We start from the raw sequence: 21,105 nt of genomic DNA, 5'->3' as shown, positions 1-21,105 counted from the left end.
CGTTGGGTTAGGAACCTACGGCCCCGAAATTTTGATCCGCCGTGTTGTAAAACCATCCCCTTTGGGCCCGGTCGGCGCGACCTCGAAGTCAACGGTATCGCCCGGCTGCAGATCAAGTGTGATCTCGTTCAGGGTGTAGCGTTCCGGCGTTATTTCAGCCTCAGTCAGGATGGTATCCTTGTGTCGGATCACCAGATGGGAAGGCTCGGTCTGAGGCGAAGCCTGCCACCAACCGCGAATACGGTGCGGCCCGCCTGTTTCGGCTGTGAACCGTTCGATGACCGTATAGGGCTCGCCATCGAACCGCGCAGTTGTGATGCCATCGTTGTTGATGCTGAGCGGTGAAAGGTCCGGCGCACCGCGATAACTGGGCCAACGCCAGTCGATGATCTCCAAGGGAGTGATCCCGACCTCGGGCCGCCGAGCAAAATAGCTCCATGGGGGTAGGTTGAACTGGTACTGCGTGTCGGCAAGGTTTCCCGGAGATGTCACGCGTACGGTCAAACCTGCACCGGTGATAACGATGGGCGTGTCGGTCAGTGTGGTAATTGGCTCAACCGGACGGCCCCATGCGTCGAAGTATTCCGCCGAGCCGACAATCTCGATTCCTGCGCCGCTGCCCCACACAACAAAGCGGTTTCCACCTTCCCCGAACTCATAAATATGAGCGGTGTCGAGTGTATCGCGCGCGATCGGGCGCCCGAATGGAAGCAGGGTGTTTTGCAAAAGCTCAAACGCATCTGCGGCAGGTTTTCTTTTCTGGGCGTTTTCGTCCAGCAACCCCATATTGGGCCACCATTCCTCGTCCAGCAGCGCGTACCAATAGGCATCCACGATGCCTGCCGCGCCGAGTTGTGTCACCATTTTTAACATATAGTCCGGTGCATCGTTAGGATCGTCGAACCAAAGCCCGAATTCGGTGACGTATACCGGGAGCGCGCCGCCAAATTCCTCCATCAAGTCCGTCAGGCGGCTGAGTTCGATTAGCAGGGTATCAGGATTGTCGCGGTAGGGATGAACCGAGATCGCATCGCACGCGTCCAACCCACCGTGTTCAAAAAAGGCGCGGTAGAACCCGATGGCAATCGTGTTGAGCCCTGCGCACATGATCCGTGCATCCGGGTGGTCTTGGTCGAGTCGATCCCGGATCGCGCGGACCTGAGCGGCGAAGTAAAAGGGCGGATCTTCGGTAAATGGTCCGCCGACGAAATCATCAGCGTTCACTTCATTGCCGACTTCGATCTGCACGTTGTCCACACCATACTGGCCGAAGATCGCGCTGATCCAAGCGGCCATTGCAGCGCGGCCTTCTTCGCTGTGCGGGGTGTCGCCGTTGTCGTAAAGCGGATTAGTATCCGTGATTACGATCAAAGGAGTCATGCCCTGCTGGATGATCGGCAACATATACTTGTCAGCCACATCAAAGTTGTAGACGCCCGGCTGTTTTTCCGCTGTGGCCCAGCCAATTTCATCTCGCAAATGCGTGGCACCCATATCGCGTGCCTGTCGGATCGAAGCGTTCGACCATCCCTGTTCCATGTGCGTTTGAACGCCCAGATTAAACGGTTGGCCTTCGGAAAGCGCCGGGCTGGTCAGCAGGGTTCCGCAGATCAGGGCGCGCCAGTTCATTCCGCACCGCTCCAATCCATGACGATCTGGTCGCCCACAACGCTCAGGTGGTGCATGCCGCTGACGCCGGGTCTGTCATCCGGGGTGAACCGACGGACAAGGCGTTCTTCGTACCCAGTGTCGTCCAGCCGCAGGATCTCCATGATGTTGAGGCCATAACCGTAGATGCCGTGGCTGTTGTTTTGCGACGGACGGAACAGCCGGTTCCCCTGTCGGATCACTGATCCCGCGTTTCTTGCAGAGTCCGAACCAAAGACAACGGGATTGTCGGGATGCGGTTTGATCCGGGTCAGGTCGGGACCATCGATTTCGAACAGGTACAATTCACTGGAATGGTCCTGAAACGCGAAGTGATCGGACAGGTTGGTCAATAGCCACCAGCGATCACCATCGTCGCGAAACAGGCTGGATTCGGCGAGATATTGTCCTTCAAACGCTGTTGCGTGCAGCTCCCATTCGTCCGGGAACCGGGTCGCGCGCCAAATCTCAAGTCGCTGAGCGGCTTGAGTCTCGGGCATCATGTAGATGGAGTCCCCGTCCCGAAAAACGAACGGGTAAGACAAGTGATAGGGGCGTTTCAGGGCTGTGACGGGGTGTTCTAGACGATCGCCATTCAGGCGTGCGACTTCGATCCAACCGTCATGATTGTCTGCATTCATCGCCTCATAGAACACCCAGTGCTGCCCCTCATGTTCGAACAGAAAAGGGTCGGCCATGACAAATGCAGATCTGGATAGCGCCGTCGCTTTTCCGGGGTGAAATCCGGAAATTGAACCCTTGCTACTGCCCAATTGCCAAAAGTCCCGGGCCTTTCCTGATCTGGCCAGACGTTCGGTGCGAAGTTTGTTGGTCACAACCGAGACAAAGTTCTGCGCATAGGACCAAGCCGAGTCGAACTCAGGCTTATGTCCGGCGGTGGGCAATTCTATGCGATCGGGCAGCGTTTGGTCTTGCGCTAACCCTGCCAGCGCGTGGGTCAGGAACAGAACCGATTTTTCGGCCACGAAAGCGCCTGTCAGAACCGCGCCGGGTTTACGATTGTAACTGGTCTCGCGCCACACGCGCGGCGCAGGATCTTCGTAGGACCGGGTGAGAATGCTCACCCCGATGCGCGGGGCACGTGCCGCATCCTTGGCCATCGCTGCGTTGAATGGGTCGGCCATTCCGCCAAAAGTCAGAGAGCACTCGGCCAGTACAATCTGCGCGAGCTGGTATTCTGTCAGAGACACAGGACCAAGAGACAGCGCGATATCGGCGCGTCTTTCGGTGAACGGCAATGAGGTCAGGAAGTCCTCGGCAGAATGGGTGTCATAGGGCAGTATTCGGTGGGCCGCCATCATGTGTTCGGCAAGCTTTACAAAACGCGTCGGCAACGTGCCCCGAGGGTCTTGCCTATCGTCCCCACCGATGATCTGGCCGGTGATTTCAAAGCGTTCGTCGCGGCGCAAGCGGTCAATCAGAAGGGCTTGCCAGTCCATCAGGCGTAAACCTTCCGGGGGCGTCACAAGTGCGATCCGCAGTCGTTCAACCGGCACGGTCGCTCTCCACCCGCGCCGCCTTGGCGTCCAGTACCTGGGAGATACGGTCAAACCCGGACCGCATCAAAGAGTCGCCGTGCCAGCCATTCACCGGGTAAACGGCCGTGTCTGCGGCCAGCAGTTCCGACCATCCCAAAACGCCATCTTTTGGGGTCATGGCCTGCGAGCGCGTCACGAACAGAACGACCTCGCCATCATAAGGTGCGAACTGGTAGGTGCGGGTCAGGTTGACCAACACGTCTACGGTGTCATCGACCAACTCGGCGGTAGCGGTCTTGGGGGATGCCAATTTCATAGGTGCAAGCAACCGGCGCGCCAAGTTGTACTGGCTCAACAGATCGGCTGTCCCGATCTCGCCGTGCCATCTGAGAGCCAGGTAGTAGCGTAGCCTCCGCATGCGGATTCTCCATTTGTCCCGCTTACGTTGGAAACCGGAAAACTTGTAGATCGCGCCCGGAGCCCAGGTGTCGATCATCGCAACGCAGCGTACGGTTTCACCCAAGTCTTGCAGATGCTGGGCAAGTCGCAGCGCCACGCGCCCATCCACACACAACCCGCAAAGCATGATCTCGCGTCCGCCATAGTGGTTTTGGACAAGCCGCGCGGCTTGTTCTATTGCAGGGTCAAGCCCGGTGTTCTGCAGCATGTCCAGCTGTGCCCGGTCTGCGATACCCACATTTGCAACGGCGCAGTCCGAATGAATTTCAGTGCCCAGGGCGTGATACAGAAAGGGCTGATTTACCGTCAGTAAGACAGGCGCGGCATCCGAGGCCGGTTTGAGTTCGGCCAAGTCCCAGATATTCTGCGCAGGCGGTTCAACCTGCGGGGTCGGAGCGGGCTCTGTAGAATTTAGCATGGCTGTAAGCCCGTCCAAAGTTGGATCGTTCAGAAAGGCATGCAGGCTGGGTCGCGTTCCAAACGTCTCACCCACGCGGGACAACATTTGCAGCGCTAGAACAGAGTAACCACCCAGATCAAAGAAACCGCCGTCAACCTGATCGACCGGCAGTGCCAGAATATCGGCCCAAAGCATCGCAAGCTGCGGTCTGGTCGTGCTTGGAGGAAGAACCGGTTTGGCTACCACTGCCGCAGGATTGAGTTTCAGCGGATCAACCGGGCTCTCTGACGGCCGGGTCGGTGCGATACTCGAAATCGGCGACGCGTCTTTGCGCATCAGGGTTTGAAATACCTCTAGCAACAGGTCGGAAAAGGCTTGGACGGTTTCGGTATCCAACAGGTTGGCGTTGTAGTCGATCACCATGCGCCAGCCAGAGTTGCGACCGACGATATTCACGTTCAGATCATACAGCGTACCAGGGGAGTGAGATTGAACGGACACCAGTTCAACATCGCCATACGCCCGTTCGTTCAGAAAAGCGCGTTGCAGGTTGAACATGATCGAAACCAGAGGAATCCTCAGAGGGTTTCGGGGTGGGTTCAGGACCTGCACCAGTTTGTCGAAAGGTAATGTCTGATGGGCGAGCGCCCCGTTGACGACATCGCGCGCAACCCGGCTGTGGTCGGTTATTGACCCGGCAGAGTCCACGTCCAACCGCATGACCAGCGGGTTGGTGAAAATCCCGATCAACGGCTCAAGATCAACATCTGTGCGGCCGGCGACCTGAATGGCAAAACTGATGTCACTACGCCCGGAAAACCGTTCGAGTGCGGCGCTAAAGGCTGCCACACCCAATGCAAAGACCGAGGTCTCCAATTCTTTTGCGGTTTCGGCAAGTTGGGTTTCGAATTCATCGGGTAGTTCGGTGGCCAGTGACCGGTGATCAGGTTCGGCTGGAACGCGAGGACGGTCGAGCGGGAGCTCGAAATACTCCATCCCGCTGAGCGTCTTTCTCCAATAGGCTTTTTCCTGATCCATGGCACCACTTGCCTCATAATCGGCAAGCCACATGGAATAGTCGCCATATTGCAGCGCAAGCTCGGGCAGGTCGGGATCGGTTCCTGCCATCAGGCTCTCAAGATGTGTTCCCAGTTCGTGACCCAGCACCCCGATCGAGAACCCGTCGAACACACTGTTGTGGACGGAAATCAGCAAAGCGGCGCGTTCAGATTCGATTGGCACCATCGCAACGCGAAACAAACATGGTCGGGATAGAACGAATGGTTCCTCAGAGTGCGCAATGGCAATCGAGTCAATCCGCGCCGCGCGGTCTTTTTCAGACACCTTGCGAATGTCGACAAGATCAAGTTTGAAGTCCACATGGGCGACAACCTCTTGCAGTGGGTCGCCGTCTTTTTCGATGAACCGGGTGCGCAGGATTTCGTGGCGGTCCACGATTTTCTGAAAGGCCGCCTGTACAAGGTCGCTGGTCACAGGCCCGTGCAGTTCCCATCGAACCGCCAGATTCAATCCCTTGTTGCCAGGATGAATCTGTTCCATGAACCAGCATCGTTTCTGGGTTACAGACGTTGGAAACGTTCCAATAACTTGCTGCTGTTGCAATGCCTTCATCAATAAACACTCCGCAGTCCCCATTGCCCCGGACTCGGAAAAACAAATGTTGCAGGCGTTAGCTGGGCAAATCTTCCGGCACGCTGCGAACAGGGCAAATGCGGTCACTCATAACTGGTTGCAAGTTTCCCCGCAGGAGTCGCACGAGTCAAACAAAACAAGCGAAATCGCCGCTGATAAGTCATCACAATCGGGCAGCCAGTCCGCGCTGCGGAACTTTTGACCGGGAAAACGTTCCTGACAGAACGCGATAAATCGGTATCATGAATGTGTTGTTATTTAGTTGTAAGCGATTCGATGAGTTGGCTTGAGGGTTTTGGGTGCGCCGCAGCGCCGAAGATCGTGTGCGGCATTTGCGTGGTTTCCATTTTCACCATCGCAACAATGGTTTCGGGCGATGCCCAGGCCACAACTCCGGACGGCTATCTGATCCATGTGGGCGACGAGCTTGAGCTTGATATCCTAGACGACAACGATCCGCCGCAGCGCTTTACCGTGGGCCGCGATGGCGAGGTTCAACTGCCGTTCATTGGCGGACTTCAGGTTGCTTCCGTCGCGGTAGGTGAGGCGCGGGACCTGATTCATCGCACCTATGTTGAACGCGAGATCTTCATCAACCCGTCCATCGAGTTGTCGATTGCCAGTTTCCGGCCAATCTCGGTTCTGGGTGATGTGCGGGATCCGGGCAACTTTGATTATCAGCCGTTCATGACCGCCGAACAGGCTGTCGGAATGGCCGGCGGGCCGTCGATATCGGCGAACAATGAAGAGGCCCGAGTATTGGAGCGGCGCAATCTGAAAGGCATGCTGAACAGTTTGGAATACGATCTTGCGCTTGTCGCCGCCCAATACGCGCGCGCGCAGGCTTTGCTGAAAGGGGAAGACAGTCTGAGCTGGTCCAACCTGCCTAACGATCTGCGTCCGGGTGTGAATCGTGAATTGTTCGACGAACATAAAGCCAGTGAAGATCAGGTCATTGCCATTGAATCCCGAAATGCGACAACTCAGCGAGAGTCTCTGACACAAGCGTTGGCCGAGGCGGACAATCAGATCGCCATTCTCCGCGAACGGGAAACGGTTCAGCGCCAGATTGTCGACGTGTCCAAGCGAGAGTTGGACAGGATGTTTGATCTTGCTGGTCGCGGGCTGATCCCAAAATTCGATGTCCGACGCTTTGAGCTGAGCGTGTCGCGTGCGGAAAGTGATCTGCTGGATCAGCGTGAGAGACAGTCTGAAGCCATGATGGAACAAGCGACGCTGAAGGGGCGCCTGTCGCAATTCGACTCGGATCTTGAACAGCGCCGCCTGACCGAGACGCAGAGATACTGGAATGAGATCAACAAGCTGATTTCCAATCGGGAGTCGATCGAAGATCGTCTTTCGCTGCTGGATCAGTGGGTCGCTGCGGCGTCTGGTTTAGAGACCGAGGTGCTGTTGGAGTACCAGGTCCGGCGACGGGAAAGTGATGGCGTCCAAAACCTGCGTCTCAAGCCGCATGACGAACTGGCGCCGGGCGATATGTTGGTCGTTGTGATGAAGCCCCCGGAAATGCTGGGAGAGTCGCAATGAACCTGCGCCGCAATCCAACGCATTCCGCCGCACACGAGGCTGAACCGCACACCAAGGCTGATCCGGGTTCGCTTACGTACCAGCCAATTGATGCGATGTATCTGTTCTCAATCCTGCGGGTGAACGCACGTCTCATTGCGGGGGTCGCTATCGGGTGCGTGATTGCGATGTACATCTACCTGCTGTTTGTGCCGTCGGTCTACACAGCGTATTCACAGGTCATTCTGGACACGCGCGAAGAGAGTATTTCACCAGCAGAAGAGGTCGTTTCGGACCTCAGTATCAACAGCTCGGTTCTTGCGGGTGAGGTTGTGACCATCCGATCAAATGTCCTGATCGGCAAAGTCGTCGATCAGCTGGGCCTGTTGGAACACCCACAATATGATCCGCGTCTGCCACGCCGCGAAAACCTGTTTTCGTGGGCCAAACGCATGGTTCGCGGGGGGGAGCCGACGCATGTCATTGCCGCGACCATGTCTGATGACATGTTGCGGTCACTGGTGATTGATGAGATGCGCAAGGATTTGACCGTCCAGCAGATTGGCGTGTCCTATGCGATCGGGATCAGCTTTAAGAACACCAATCCCGTTCTGGCAGCGGACGTCGCCAATGCGATCGCGAACCAGTACATCGAAGGCCAGCTGGACGCAAAACTGGATGCCACCTTGCGGGCGAACTCCTGGCTATCGGACAGGTTGGCCGAACTGAGCGGACAACTGGAAGCTGCCGATGCAGCGGTTGTCGAATTCAAGGCGGAAATGATCGACATCGCGGACGGGAATGAAGAGAACATCAACCAGTTGCTGGCCGAGTTGAACACGCAACTGGTCGGAAGTGCGACCGAAAGGGCCGATGCCGAGGTACGGCTGACTCAGGTCGAGGCGCTGCGGACCGATGGCGGCTTGCAGGCGGTGTCGGATGTAGTGACCTCTCCGCTATTGGAAACTTTGATCCGGCAACGGGCAGAGCTGACGGCCACGCAGGCGCAACTTGCCAGCACATTGGGGCGAAAGCACCCCGACATGGTGCGTATCGGAGCGCAGATCAACAACATTGACCGCACCATAGATTCCGAATTGCAGCGTCGCGTCGAAGAGATGCGCGGTGATGTCATTGTGACCACCAACCGTGAAAACGCGCTACGCGAACAGATCGCGGTCGTTTCGGAACGTGCGGATTCGCTAGCCAAAGCCTCCGTGCGTCTGGGTCAGCTTGAACGCACGGCCAATGCCACGAGGCTGGTTTATGAGAACTTTCTGTCGCGATTCAAGGAGACCAGCGCCCAGGCCGACTTCCAACTGCCCGAGGCTCGGGTGATCGGTCGCGCCGAGGTTCCAACGGTGCCATCTGGCCCTCGCAAGACACTTCATATCATTGTGGCCTTTGTCTTCGGTCTATCTGCCGCAATCGGGTTTGTGTTCCTGCGCAACCTTATCCGAGCGCCGATCAACACGGCCAACGAGCTTCAGGATTTGACCCACCGCCGAAATCTGGCGCTGCTACCTTACGTTCGACACTTTGGACACAAATACAAATGGCTGCGTCGTGAGATCGCGGGGACCGAACACTCATCCTTTATGGAGAACGTCCGAACCATCCGCACCAGCCTTTTCGCGCTTGGCAAAGCGCGACAGCCCAAGGTGATCATGGTGACGTCGTCCGTACCGGCCGAGGGGAAGTCATCGCTATGTTGTGCTCTGGCGCGCACGATCAGCGCGACGAACTCTTCGGTTTTGCTACTGGATGCAGACTTGCGCCATCCCGATGTGCGTAAGGCCTTGGCGCTGCCTTCTGATGGTGCCTGTCTGGTCGGTTACCTGAACGGCGAAGAAAAACTGAAGGATCTACCGGTCCGATCAGAGCTGGCGGGAGCAGACGTCATCTCACCTTCGGTCGAAAGCGTGAATGCTGCGGATTTGTTGTCCTCGAACCAGTTCGCCGGATTGCTGAACCGCATGAGCGCACGTTACGACGTGGTGGTCGTCAACGCGCCTCCGGTCCTCTACCTGTCAGACGCGGTTCTGCTGACCAAACACGCTGATACGACGATCCTTGCGGTGCGCAGTGGGAAGACGCCAGCCAAGGTTGTCAGCAACTCGATCGCGCGGCTGGAAGAAGGCGGCCGGCCGGTCTTTGGTACCGTGATGACAATGGTCCGTCGCGGCGATGCGGCAGCCCACGATTTGGGCGGCTATTCGTACAAGTACAATTATTGAAGTGTGTGAGTAGTTTGGTGCCGTCATGAAAGTCGCCATTGTTCACTATTGGCTGGTCGGAATGCGCGGCGGCGAACGTGTGTTGGAGGAACTGGTAAAGCTCTACCCGCAGGCTGATTTGTTCACTCATGTTGCGGACCGTGAAAAGCTGTCGAACCTGCTGCGAGACCGGACAATTCGCGAAACGTTCGTTTCCCGGCTTCCCGGTGCGCGGCGGCACTACCAAAAATATCTGGGCTTTATGCCACGCGCTCTCGAAGAGTTGGATTTGTCTGGCTACGACCTGATCATCTCGTCTGAAAGCGGCCCGGCCAAAGGGGTGATACCGCCTCCGGGAACACCGCATATCTGTTACACGCACTCGCCGATGCGATACATCTGGGACCAGTATGGCGCGTATCGTGACCGGCTGTCCTGGTTTGGGCAGCTGTATTTTTCGCATCTCGCGCACCGTCTACGAACTTGGGATGTCTGCTCGGCGGCGCGCGTCGATCAGTTCGTGGCCAATTCGAGTTTTGTTGCCCAACGTATTCACAGCTACTATCGCCGCGATGCGCAGGTGGTTCATCCCCCGGTCGATCTGGATGCTTACCATTTGCCAAAGCAACCGACGGAACGAACACACTATCTTTTTGTCTCGGAACTGGTGCCCTACAAAAAGGCAGACCTGGTGATCGAGGCGTTTCGCGGGTTGGACCGCAAGTTGCTGGTCGTCGGAGATGGGGAACAGCGGCCCGATTTGGAACGAAACCTGCCGCCCAATGTGCAGCTTCTGGGCCGCGTTCCGGGTCGGGACCTGCCAGACCTATACCAATCCGCAAAGGCGCTGATTTTCCCGGCCGAAGAGGACTTTGGCATTGTCCCGGTTGAAGCCATGGCATGTGGCACACCGGTATTGGCCTATGGGCGCGGAGGGGTTCGAGACAGCGTTATCGACGGGCGAACAGGACTGTTTTTTGAGGAACAAACGACGCAGGCCGTTCGGGATGCGATCAACCAGTTTGAAACCGCTGAGTTCGACGAGACAGACATCAGCAAGTACGCAAGTAGCTTTGGCGCAGACCGGTTCCGCCGGGAGTTCTCTGGCGTCGTTGACCAAGTGCTGAGCGGGTTGCGATACCAGAAATAGACGGCGCCTTCTGCACTCCGGCTATCGACTTGCCCTACAGTTCGCCTTTAGGTTTGGGGCGTTAACCAAGGAGAGCGTGCGTGCCCCGGATTGATCTTTGGCAATGGTCTCTGGACATCCCCGAACAGGACATCCTGAAAGCTTCCAAACCTCTGTCCGACGATGAAATGCGTCGCGCAGATCGGTTTGTGAAACCGATTGACAGGCGTATGTATATTGCGGGCCGATCCAGACTGCGCAAAATTCTGGGACGGTATCTGGGCCTTGCTGCCAAATCTGTTTCGTTTGACTACGGTCCTCATGGCAAACCCATGTTGGCAGATGGCCCCGGATTCAACCTGAGCCATTCCGGAGGCCGAGCGGTTCTGGCGGTCAGTGAAGACGGCGACCTGGGGCTTGATATCGAAAAGGTCCGGCCGATTGAGGACGCCGTAGCTAGGCACAACTTTTCACCCGCGGAATACGCCGAACTGTCAGAACTGCCGAAAGCAGAGTGGCTGAACGGCTTCTTTAGGTGCTGGACGAGAAAAGAGGCGGTTCTAAAGAGGCTGGGGTATGGACTTTACATGCCGCTGGACTCGTTCGACGTAACTGTTTCACAGGACGTGCCACCCTGTTTAACCCGGATTGAGGGCGACAACCCGGTACGCTGGGCATTGGTCCATCTCGATCTTGGACCGGGCTGGATCGGTGCGCTTGCTTTGCGCGATGCTGCTGATCCTGTCCAACTTCGTTGGCGCGAAGCTGACGAATTGGGCTAGTCAGTCGCGGCGCTGAAGGAAGTACCCTTTGCTGGTGCTGGGCCCTAGTCCGGGATGTGTTGCGATCACGTGGCTGAGCGACGGAATCTCCCATTGATCGCGGATCGAATAGCCCATGTCGAAAAGGCTTCCTTCGAATTCTGCGCGGTTCCGAATTTGATAGGGAACACGTCGCGGGCCGATCTTTTCCAGGGTCACGACAGTTGGCCCTTCCCGCGTGGCGACTTTGTTCAACAGGATATGCTTTGGCGGTGCAGGCAGCTTGTCGATAAGATGGGCCAATGGGATGTCCAGGTATTGCAGCAAGCCCGATGCCAGAAGCAAATCAACCGGTCCGATCAGACCGAGATCATCCTGAAACACGATCTCTGACGGCAGGTCCTGCGTCTTTTGTGCCGCGCGCGCCAGTCTGACCGTTGTGGGCAGATCATAAACCGTCCAGTTCACGCGTTCCAGCGGGCACAACTTGCGAAACGCGATGTATTTTGTGCCAAAATGACCGCCAGCATCCAGCACATGCATATCGTCGTGTTGAATGGACCTGAGCCAATACATCACCGGGTAATCCCAGACTGTCTTCCGGCTCATAAAATCGACGTTCACTTCGGCCACGTCCTCGTGGTCGTAGCCGCCACGCCCTGTATGGTGCATCGCGGTGGCGAAATCGGGGTAAGCTCCGACCATCGCGGGGGGGCGAATGCCAGTGGACATGAGGTGCGCCCAAGCAGCAGATACCGGGTGGCCGATATGCCGTTCCAATACGCCAAGCCCGCCCTTTATCGTTTGCCTCAGAGTCATCGCGTAATCGTCCGTTCCAAGTTGTCGACAATACAGGCTGACACTGTTTCCAGCCCCACTAAACCGATTGGATCAGGTTACGGCCAATCTGAGAACACGGAAACAACCGCACGAAATTCGGGAAAAAACGTTCGCATTTCGGAAACAAAGTTTCCAAATTCCAATATCGTTTCTTCAAGCCGCAGTTCAAAGCAAAGCAGTTGGAGCAGGCCCTTGCAACGCACCCATACCCTGAGGCCCTATCAAACACTCATGGCTCAACACACCAAGACATAGCCAAGTTTTTCCTTGATCTGCGGGGCCACAGGCGGTGATGCTGGAACATCTGATCAATGCATTGTTGCAGCAGACCGATTTCTACACTGTTTCGCGCGCAGACTGCGCAGACAAATAGTGACTGAGGACTAAAATGGCTGTTTATCCCGCAGCAGCCGCCTTCTTGTTGTTGTGGCTGTGGCTCAGCGTCAAAAATGCTGACAATGGCGTCGTGATGGCCATTGCGATGATCCCGTTTGGCATGTTCGCTGCCGTCGTTGTGGGTGATCTGTCTATCCTTATGGCCAATCTTTTGGCTGTTCTCTCAATTTCGCTGCTTGTACTGCGCCGGGCGGTTCGAACTGTACCCGGTGCGTTGTTTGGGTTACCGCCCTCGGGGCTCTACCTGTTGGTCTTCGCGCTGTACTCGGTCTTTTCCGCTATTGTGTTGGTCCGGTTGTTCGAGGGACATTTCTCGGTCTTTCCCATGACAGTGACGTTCGTCGGGCCACAGGTCAGCATTTTCTTCAGTTCGGTCATGCTGCCGCTGCAGCCCTCAAACTCGAACATCGCTCAGTCTGTCTACATTCTGCTTTCTGCAGCTTTTTTCTTTGCAATTGTAGCAGTCGCCAGACGGCGCGGAGTTGCGTTTGTCGAGATTGGTTTGGTCTGGGCTGCCGCGTTGAATGTCATTTTGGGATTCTTGGATTTTTTGCAGGCGGACATGGTGCTCGGCCTGATCCGCACTGCGGATTATGCGTTGCTGAACGAACACCTGATCGGACAATTCAGCCGCGTAATTGGCGGCTACTCCGAAGCATCAGGATATGGTGCGGCCTCGTCAGCGTTTTTTGCCTATTTTGCGATGTCCTATCTGGTCGTTCGCAAGAACAGTCACGGGTTTTTGGCCATTGCTAATTTGATCGGTGCGTTGATGGCGTTGTCCAGCACGGGTGTTGTGGCAGTCGCGGGTGGCGCATTCTTCGTTCTGCTGCATTTCAGGGTGTTCCTGGGCTTCAGCATGTCTCGTGTTTTCGGACATGTTCTGGTGCTTGGGCTGTCGGTGTTGGCAATTTTTGTGAGCGTGTCTTTCCTGTTCCCGTCCGTGGCGAACAGTGTTTCGGACGTGCTGGACCAGCTCATCTATTCCAAGTTTGATACATTGTCCGGGCGCGAGCGCGGGGCATGGTCGACGGCCGCGTTTAACGCGTTTGTTCAGACCTGGGGACTGGGAGCAGGTGTGGGATCCTTGCGCGGGAACGGGCTGGCTTCGGTGCTTTTGGGCAGTGTGGGGGTTCCCGGAACGCTGGCATTTGTGCTGTTCCTTCTGAACGCGCTTGGACCGCCCATCAGCGGTGCGGATCGCGAGGCATTGCGCCTGTACTGCGCTGGCCGGGTCTGTGCATTGACACTGTTGACGGCCATGCTGGTGTCGGCCACGACCCCGGACCCGGGTTTGTTCCTTATGGCTGTCAGTGCGATTTGTGTCGCCGCCCGAGAGCGCGTCTTCGCACAATCGGTCGAGAAAGGGATCAAACCGGTAACAGTGTCATCGGGTCGAATCTGAGGTTTGATGATTCTACAATGCTGTGACAGTGCCCAAATTACGGACGAAACTGTTTCCTATAGTGCGACAGATTGATTGAAAGCCCCAAGTTACCCACAGGCTTGGCGGCGTTTTCGAAAAAAGTTGCGACGTCGACGGGGAATCTTCTATACACTAAGTTTATTAACTTCCTTCTGCGAACCGTCGTTTTTTGGGACGCAGTCGTATGTATTGTGTTAGCGATTGGCTGTGTTATGGAATCTGGTTTTCGTCGGGGGGCGGGCATTGATGCGCCGCAGTCCCGAAGTTCAAATTCAGACATACAGCACAAAAATGGGGATGGTTGGTACGGCGTAGCGAAATCGTTGTTCGACCGTATGTTTGCGTTCTCTGCGCTTGTGTTTTTTGCGCCCTTCATAGCGCTGATTTCCGTGCTGATCCTGATCACGGACGGTGCTCCGGTGTTCTTTGCGCATAAACGGGTTGGGCGGGACGGACGTCAGTTTGATTGCCTGAAGTTCCGCACAATGGCACGGGATGCCGAACAGCGCTTGGCGCATATCCTTGAGACCGACTCCGAAGCCAAGGCACAATGGGAAGCCCAACAAAAGCTGGATGATGATCCGCGCATCACCACAATCGGAGAGTTCTTTCGCAAAACCAGCCTGGATGAGCTTCCGCAGTTCTGGAACGTGATAAAGGGCGATATGTCCGTGGTCGGTCCTCGCCCGATCGTTGCCTCCGAAGCGTCGCATTACGGAGAACACTACGACGACTACCTTTCCGTCAAGCCTGGCATCACCGGCCACTGGCAGGTCAATGGGCGCAGCAAAACGACTTATGCGGAACGGGTTGAGATGGATGTCGACTATGTGCGCAACCGATCATTTGCGCGCGACATCGCGATCATCTTCAAGACGATCAAAGTGATCGTTATGGGCGATGGGGCCCAGTGACCGACTGATCGCTTGGATCAGAAGAAAAGAAACAGTCCGACAACCAACCAGAAAAGGAGACAACCACCGATCACCAGCCGCCTCAGCAGCTTTGGCGAGGCAGATTCAATCAGGTTAGCAAGGTTGAAGCGCAATGTTTTACTCTCGTGAGCGAGTGCCATTTGCTGTGCTCGATTTTTGTTATTCATGATTACCTCCACCGCTACGCGGAGTTGGTTTTCCTGTCAATATTGCAGGTTTAGCGGGCTGTTTTTCGGCAAAAGTATGTCCAACCGAGGTTAGTCCTATGCGATTGAGTGTTTTCATTTCAGCAACAGTGTCCCCCGACAAATTACTGTCGGATTTTCCAAGATCAGTACTTAAACTGCTGGTACGCTGTCATATTTTCGGTCCCAGCAATTTCCCGAGTGGTGCGTTCGGCCGTCTGGTTTTGCAACCTATCAGGTCACAATCGAATTCTTGCACCGCATCTAATTCACTTTGCGTGTATGGCAAGCAGGCGGTGCCACCCAAGCGGGTTTTTGCTGGTAATTGTCGTTCACAAACGCGTGCTGCGGGTCAGACAGGGCCGTTATGACCCAGGCCAAACCCAGTCGAGTCGTCATTGTCAGCGACTTTTCCAAGGTGCGCGGTGGGGCCTCGAAACTGGCGGTCCTGCAGGCAGAGTTGCTTGCCAAACAGCGAATTCCCGTGACGTTCTTTTGTGGGGACGAAGGGGACCGGATGCCATCTGGGACCACGCTGGAGGCGTTGGGCGGGCAACGTCTGCTGGATCAAAGCGCCCTTTCAGCCGCCGCATCCGGGATTTGGAACCGGGATGCAGAACAGCGCCTGACCGACTGGATTTCCCGAAATGATGACCCGGACACGATCTATCATGTGCACGGGTATCACCAGACTCTGTCGCCATCGGTGTTGCGGCCGCTTCAGCAAGTAAAACAGCGCACGGTGATGCACGCCCATGACTACTTCTTAAGTTGCCCCAACGGGGCGTACTTTGATTTTCAGGACCGTAAGACCTGCACGCGCAGGGCTATGTCGCCGGCTTGCCTTTTACGTCACTGTGACAAGAGAAACTATGGACAGAAGCTGTGGCGTGTCTCGCGGCAGGCGGTTCAGAACCGGTTGCGCGGTCAGCTATTGCCCGAAGTGACAACCGTTCTGATCCACCGCGATATGGAACACCGCCTGTTTCCCGGTGGCGCACCCGGCGCTGTGATTGCAATCCCGAACCCTGTTGAGCCCTTGTTGTCTGAACAGGTGATCAGCCATGAGAACGACGAGTTCCTCTATGTCGGTGATATTCACGCCTACAAAGGCGTTTTCCTGCTTGCTGAAGCGGGACGTCAGGCAGGTGTGAAGCTCCGTTTCGTGGGTGACGGTGAGGATTTGCAAGAGCTGAAAGCCACTTACCCCGAGCACCGCTTCGATGGCTGGCAGGATCAAAAAGGACTGCGTCGCGCCATGCAAGAAGCGCGGATGCTCGTAGCCCCGACGCTTGGTCCAGAACCCTTTGGTCTGGCCCCGGTCGAGGCGCTGCTGTGTGGTGTTCCGGTTCTGGCCTCGGACAGCCTGTTGCTCAGTCGGGATATCTGCATGAAGAAAATGGGAACAAGCTTTGCAGCCGGGGATACTGGTGCGTTGGGGGCGACGTTGGTTGATCTTTCGATGGACGACGACAAGATCGCGCAGATGGCCTCGAATGCCCAATCTGGGGGCCACAGCATCTCTTTGTCGCCTGCCGCCTGGTGCAAGGCTTTGATTGGCCTGTATCGAACGATCCTGCAAGATGAGGACGACAGCCCAAGGGCGGAACACGATTATGCCAAAGCCGCATCATAAAGCTCTGGAGTTGCCCAGCGATGGTGCCTTCGGCCGCAAGGGCCTCATTTGTCCTGACGGGGGGCAAAAATGACGGAGGCCGCAAAGAAGAAGGAATCAGTTCTGCAGGGCGGGATCTGGACCATGGTGTCCAAGATCTTTACCCAGCTGGCACAGTTCGCGATCTTCATGGTGGCAGTGCGGCTGATGACACCTGCCGAATTCGGCATTTTCGCATTGGCCGCGGCGGTTATCGTCATCCTGACGCAGGTTTCAACGGCGGGCTGGCCAGAATACATCATGCAATGGCACGGGGACCGGGCGCGCATTCGCGAGACGCTTTGCGTGGCATTGATCTGTGGGTTCACCATTGCGGTCATCGGGGTCGTTGGTGGTGGTTTTGCCGCGAGAGTTTTCTCTGACCCCTCAGTCGGACCTTTGGTTCAAATCCTGTCTATCAGCGTGTTTTTCACCTCAGTCGGGGCAGCCTATAACGGAGTGATGGTTTGGCAGAACCGCTTGACCGGGGCGGCAATGGTGACGCTTTTGGCCGACCTTGCAAATCTGATCGTCGCGATCTGGGCATTGCTTCAGGGCTATGGGGTATTGGCGTTGGCTTGGGGTCGTCTGGTCAGTGCCGTGATCTGGAGCACTAGCGGGGCCATGGTCAGTAGGACCGGACCCTCTATGGTCCAACACGAAACGCTGGCCGACACTGCGGCGTTTTCATGGAAGATCATCCTGACGCGAATTGTGGTGAACGTCCGCATCTACGCTGCGACGCTCATTATTGGCGGATTCCTCGGGGCGACATCTGTTGGATACTTTCGCGCGGCGCAACGTATCGTCGCCGCCTTCGAAGAAATCGTAAGCGAGCCGACACGCATTCTGTCATGGAACTTGTTCCGGCGCAGCCGTGATGCGCAGGACGGGCCAGCGGGCTTCGGTGCCCTCGCATTACGGTTCTTCCCAGTATTGTATTACGGAGCGGTTCCCCTGTTTATCGGCGTGATCATCATGGCCGACACATTGACGGCCGGAATTCTAGGACCGGGGTGGGACGCGGCGACCCCCGTTCTGCGTATTCTCGCTGTTGCTGCTTTGATCCGGTGCAGCGGCCATGCCAGCTTTGCGATCCTTACTTTGGCTGGCCAGGTCTGGCTTTTGCCGTGGGTTACAGCTCTGTATTCGGGGATCGCGATCGCAGTGGTTCTTGCTGCGACGTCTTTCGGGATCACCGCAATCGCCATGGCCGAGGTAATCGCCGCGACCATAGCCTTTGTGATCAATGCGGTTGTCATGAAGCGGTACGCAGGGATCGCGTGGCAGACCATTCTGCTCAAAACTTGGGCCGTTCTGCCTGCCGTGGCCTTGGCTTGTGTACCAGTTGTTCTGGCAGAAAGGTTCGACCTGTTGTCAGGGGTGCACGACCTGATCCGGTTCGTTCTACTTGGGCTTTGTATGATGGCTGTATTCGCGCCTGCCATTCTTGTGCTGGACAAATCCCTTTGGGCCATGCTGCGAGATCGAAAACGCCCCGGAGCAACGCCTGCGAAAGGGGCTGAGCGTTCTGCTTGAACCTTGTTTCAGCGGCTCAATTCTGTATGTGTTTGTCGAATGCTAGCACGTGCCGAGAACCAAAAATCGAAGCAAATTACCTTTGAGATCTTTGTGCAGGCAGAGTTTGCGTATCTGGAACTCTCCTCCATCATTGCCGTGCTTCAAACAGCGAACGACGTCCTGAACCGGGATCTTTTCAAGTGGCAGATCACTTCGGATTCCCCCGGTTTCGTGTCGAGTTGCTCCGACCTTATCGTGCGAGCTACACCTGCAATTTCCGATCAGTATCTAAGCGATTGTTTGTGCGTCGTCGGCGGTCAGATGGGCGATATTGGCGTGTGGTTGCGGCGCGTGCGGGCCATGCAGAAACTCAAGCGACCGGTTGCCCTCTTTTCAGATGCAGCGCGCGAATACATCAAGGCAACCGCACCTCAATCCGGGCCAGTTACGGCGCATTGGCGCGATATCGGCGTGCTGCGTGAGGTCGGAGATTTCCCGACGCTGTCGGATAACCTAGTCGCGCGCAACGGTACGGTGCTGACCTGTGCCGGGTCCGGGCATGCCGCCGAGGCCGTTATCGGTATTCTGTCTGAAGTGCTCGAGCCGCAGGACCGGGCCGAGCTTGCATGCCAGATGATATTCAATGACGTGCGCGGTCACGCACAAGAACAGCCAAAAGGCCTTAGCGCAAATCCGAACTTTCTGGAAAAACGGCTGCAGAACGCCATCCGCATTATGGAAGAGAATACGGAACACCCTTTGCCAACCGCCACTCTGGCGCGCCGCGTAGGTGTCTCGACCCGTCAATTGGAACGGCAGTTCATGCTGCACCTGAGTACGTCACCGGGCAAATTCTACAGGAAGATCCGATTGAAAAAGGCGCTGACTCTGGTTTCGCATTCACAAATGCCGATCATCGATGTTGCGATTGCCTGCGGGTTTTCCTCGACCTCAACGCTGTCCCAGACATTCAAGGCAGAGTACGGCAAGACGCCAAACCAATTGCGCCGGACCGAGTGAATTGCGCGGCACGTTTAAGCTATTTCGGTCGCGTCGTGCGGCAAAGCCCGTGTTGGCCCGCCTGTCAGTTTGTAGACTCGCACCTTGCCAGTGCGTCCTTTGACCGGGAACGCGCCACAATCCTGCAGATCAAACGAAGACCCGATCTGTTTCGCGGTTGCGTCACTGATCAGAATCTTGGTTTGCTCGTCTCCGGGCAGGTCTCCGGCCAGAGTTTCAATGCGTGCGCAGGTGTTTACGGTATCGCCGATTACCGTGTAATTCGTTCTGTCTGTTGCTCCGATATTGCCCACGATCAGCGGGCCGGTGTGGACCGCGATTTTGACGTCATAGGCCACCCCGGCATCTGCCAGCGACTGTTTGATAGCCAACGCCGTTCTGCACGCTCGTTCGGCATGATCCATTTGTTCCTGCGGAGCGCCCCAAAACGCCATGGCGGCATCGCCAATGTACTTGTCCAACGTACCGCCTTCGGCCTGAATACAACGGTTCAGGATCTCGAAGTGACGGTTCAGCATGTCCGCTGTGGCTTGTGGCGTCATGGCCTCGGACGCGGGGGTAAACCCGACGATGTCGGCAAACATAACGGTCAGTTCGACCTCTCGCGGTTGTACGAGGTTGGGGTCGTCGGTGGTCAACAATTGCCGTACCAAGGCGCGCGGCAAGTAGGTTTCAAACCATCGCAACCCATCCAGCATCTTGTTGAAAGCCACGGCCTGGAGGTTCAGTTCAGCAACCCGGGACGGGGGAAGATAATCGATCTGATCCAGATGCAGTTCACTGATTTTGATAGCTTCTTCAGTGGACCTGTGAATAGGCGCGGCGAGTCTTTTAGCCAGTAGCAATGCCGCAATGACGGACGCCAACAGCAGGCCGCCGCTGACAAGCGCGGCGTCGCTGAGCCGGGACCATTGGTTGCTCCAATCGCTTAGTGGCGAATACTGACCGATCACCCAGGGTTCTGCGCCGAACTCATGAACGGTGCTGGTCAGGACCAGATGCTCGCCATCTGGCCGTTCGACAACAAAGCCATCAAAAGATCCGTCATTGCCCTGAAACTCGGGGGCTTGTGTCAGCATCTGTGAAATCACCGCGTCATCCAATGCGGCGACGGAATGCAAAGGCGCGTCGGCGTTTAGCCCATTGCCCGTCAGATTCAGCAATTTCGGATGAGCCAGAACGCGGCTGTCGCCATACAAAATGAACCCGGTTGCCCCGTATTTCCCCCCCAGCTCATTTATGAGGCCCGAGAAGTGATGCACGGTAGACGACACAAGGATCGCCCCTAGGAACGTTCCGTCCCGGTACGCAGGTATGGTCGCAGAGATATGCGTGCGTCCCTGGTCGAAGAATGGTTCGTTCCAGAACAGCTGATCATAGCTTTTCACGTCTTCCAGATACCTGAGCGTTCCCGCCGCCGGGGCTTGGTTGGTTGCAATAAAAGAGGGTCCGTCGGGGTCGGCCACATGCGTCGTGATAAACAGGCTTCCGTCCGGGTACACGATGGCAAGGTCGCTCAGATACGGGGCAGAGGCTGCGACGCCCTTAAAATACGCTTTCAGAAATTCGGTATCCGACAGGTCAACTTCGCCCGATCTTGCGTCTTCCTCAAGGGATTTGGCCAATTCCTCAATTGGTGTCGTAAGACTAAAGACATTGTCCTGAATTGACTCGACGATCATCGCGGCAGAGGTGTTGAGCAGTTCCGTGGTGTTCCGCACGTTTGCGTAAGTCGACACCAACAGCACCGCACCCGCCGACAGCGCGACGAGGCCGCCGATCGTCAGTGCCAGCAGGACGGAAATTCTGATCTTCAAACTGGAGCCCGAACTTGTGC

At 56.3% G+C, this 21,105-nt stretch carries 15 protein-coding genes; 9 read left to right on the top strand and 6 right to left on the bottom strand.

Annotation, left to right across the window (positions count from 1 at the left end):
- Positions 1-15 precede the first annotated feature (15 nt).
- Genes ACR0MV_RS07870 through ACR0MV_RS07860 form a run of 3 tightly spaced genes read right to left on the bottom strand, consistent with a single transcriptional unit; the run spans position 16 to position 5,637 of the window.
- Entirely contained in the window at positions 16-1,629 is a 1,614-nt protein-coding gene (locus tag ACR0MV_RS07870; protein WP_480701673.1) for a hypothetical protein, read from the bottom strand.
- Complete coding sequence (locus ACR0MV_RS07865; RefSeq protein ID WP_480701672.1) at positions 1,626-3,164, bottom strand: glucosamine inositolphosphorylceramide transferase family protein; 1,539 nt, start codon at positions 3,162-3,164, stop codon at positions 1,626-1,628. The genes ACR0MV_RS07870 and ACR0MV_RS07865 overlap by 4 nt, the downstream gene beginning before the upstream one ends.
- Complete coding sequence (locus ACR0MV_RS07860; RefSeq protein WP_480701671.1) at positions 3,154-5,637, bottom strand: condensation domain-containing protein; 2,484 nt, start codon at positions 5,635-5,637, stop codon at positions 3,154-3,156. Before ACR0MV_RS07860 ends, ACR0MV_RS07865 begins: the two co-directional genes overlap by 11 nt.
- 297 nt (positions 5,638-5,934) lie before the next feature.
- Between ACR0MV_RS07860 and ACR0MV_RS07855 the strand changes: the two genes are divergently transcribed.
- The 4 genes from ACR0MV_RS07855 to ACR0MV_RS07840 all read left to right on the top strand — a co-directional run bounded on the left by ACR0MV_RS07855 (position 5,935) and on the right by ACR0MV_RS07840 (position 11,312).
- On the top strand, positions 5,935-7,206 hold the full coding sequence (locus ACR0MV_RS07855) for a polysaccharide biosynthesis/export family protein (RefSeq protein WP_480701670.1): 1,272 nt from the start codon (positions 5,935-5,937) through the stop codon (positions 7,204-7,206).
- On the top strand, positions 7,203-9,422 hold the full coding sequence (locus ACR0MV_RS07850) for a GumC family protein (protein ID WP_480701669.1): 2,220 nt from the start codon (positions 7,203-7,205) through the stop codon (positions 9,420-9,422). The genes ACR0MV_RS07855 and ACR0MV_RS07850 overlap by 4 nt, the downstream gene beginning before the upstream one ends.
- A gap of 25 nt (positions 9,423-9,447) precedes the next feature.
- Entirely contained in the window at positions 9,448-10,551 is a 1,104-nt protein-coding gene (locus ACR0MV_RS07845; protein WP_170423847.1) for a glycosyltransferase, read from the top strand.
- 80 nt (positions 10,552-10,631) lie between these two features.
- Positions 10,632-11,312 (top strand): 4'-phosphopantetheinyl transferase family protein, encoded by a 681-nt coding sequence (locus ACR0MV_RS07840; protein ID WP_480701668.1) that lies wholly within the window; start codon positions 10,632-10,634, stop codon positions 11,310-11,312.
- Here the strand turns inward: ACR0MV_RS07840 and ACR0MV_RS07835 are convergent, their stop codons facing one another.
- Positions 11,313-12,110: a methyltransferase, TIGR04325 family gene (locus tag ACR0MV_RS07835; RefSeq protein WP_170423843.1), complete on the bottom strand. Its 798-nt coding sequence runs from the start codon at positions 12,108-12,110 to the stop codon at positions 11,313-11,315.
- Between the two features lie 409 nt (positions 12,111-12,519).
- On the opposite strand from ACR0MV_RS07835, the gene ACR0MV_RS07830 reads away from it, so the two are divergent.
- Positions 12,520-13,932 (top strand): hypothetical protein, encoded by a 1,413-nt coding sequence (locus ACR0MV_RS07830; protein ID WP_480701667.1) that lies wholly within the window; start codon positions 12,520-12,522, stop codon positions 13,930-13,932.
- Positions 13,933-14,276: 344 nt separating this feature from the next.
- Positions 14,277-14,867, top strand: coding sequence for a sugar transferase (locus tag ACR0MV_RS07825; RefSeq protein ID WP_480701666.1), 591 nt, complete (start codon positions 14,277-14,279; stop codon positions 14,865-14,867).
- Between the two features lie 17 nt (positions 14,868-14,884).
- On the opposite strand, the gene ACR0MV_RS07820 is transcribed toward ACR0MV_RS07825, so the two are convergent.
- Entirely contained in the window at positions 14,885-15,055 is a 171-nt protein-coding gene (locus ACR0MV_RS07820; protein WP_170423837.1) for a hypothetical protein, read from the bottom strand.
- A gap of 385 nt (positions 15,056-15,440) precedes the next feature.
- Between ACR0MV_RS07820 and ACR0MV_RS07815 the strand changes: the two genes are divergently transcribed.
- The 3 genes from ACR0MV_RS07815 (at position 15,441) to ACR0MV_RS07805 (ending at position 19,268) form a co-directional block, all read left to right on the top strand.
- Positions 15,441-16,709, top strand: a complete 1,269-nt coding sequence (locus ACR0MV_RS07815; protein WP_480701665.1) for a glycosyltransferase — start codon at positions 15,441-15,443, stop codon at positions 16,707-16,709.
- 69 nt (positions 16,710-16,778) lie between these two features.
- Entirely contained in the window at positions 16,779-18,266 is a 1,488-nt protein-coding gene (locus ACR0MV_RS07810) for an oligosaccharide flippase family protein (protein ID WP_480701664.1), read from the top strand.
- 39 nt (positions 18,267-18,305) lie between these two features.
- Entirely contained in the window at positions 18,306-19,268 is a 963-nt protein-coding gene (locus tag ACR0MV_RS07805; protein WP_480701663.1) for a GlxA family transcriptional regulator, read from the top strand.
- 14 nt (positions 19,269-19,282) lie between these two features.
- Here ACR0MV_RS07805 and ACR0MV_RS07800 read toward each other — a convergent pair whose 3' ends face one another.
- Positions 19,283-21,085: an adenylate/guanylate cyclase domain-containing protein gene (locus tag ACR0MV_RS07800; RefSeq protein WP_480701662.1), complete on the bottom strand. Its 1,803-nt coding sequence runs from the start codon at positions 21,083-21,085 to the stop codon at positions 19,283-19,285.
- Between the last annotated feature and the right edge of the window lie 20 nt (positions 21,086-21,105).

Source organism: Ruegeria sp. BC3 (assembly GCF_056539265.1).
This window is presented reverse-complemented; position numbering and strand designations above follow the sequence as displayed.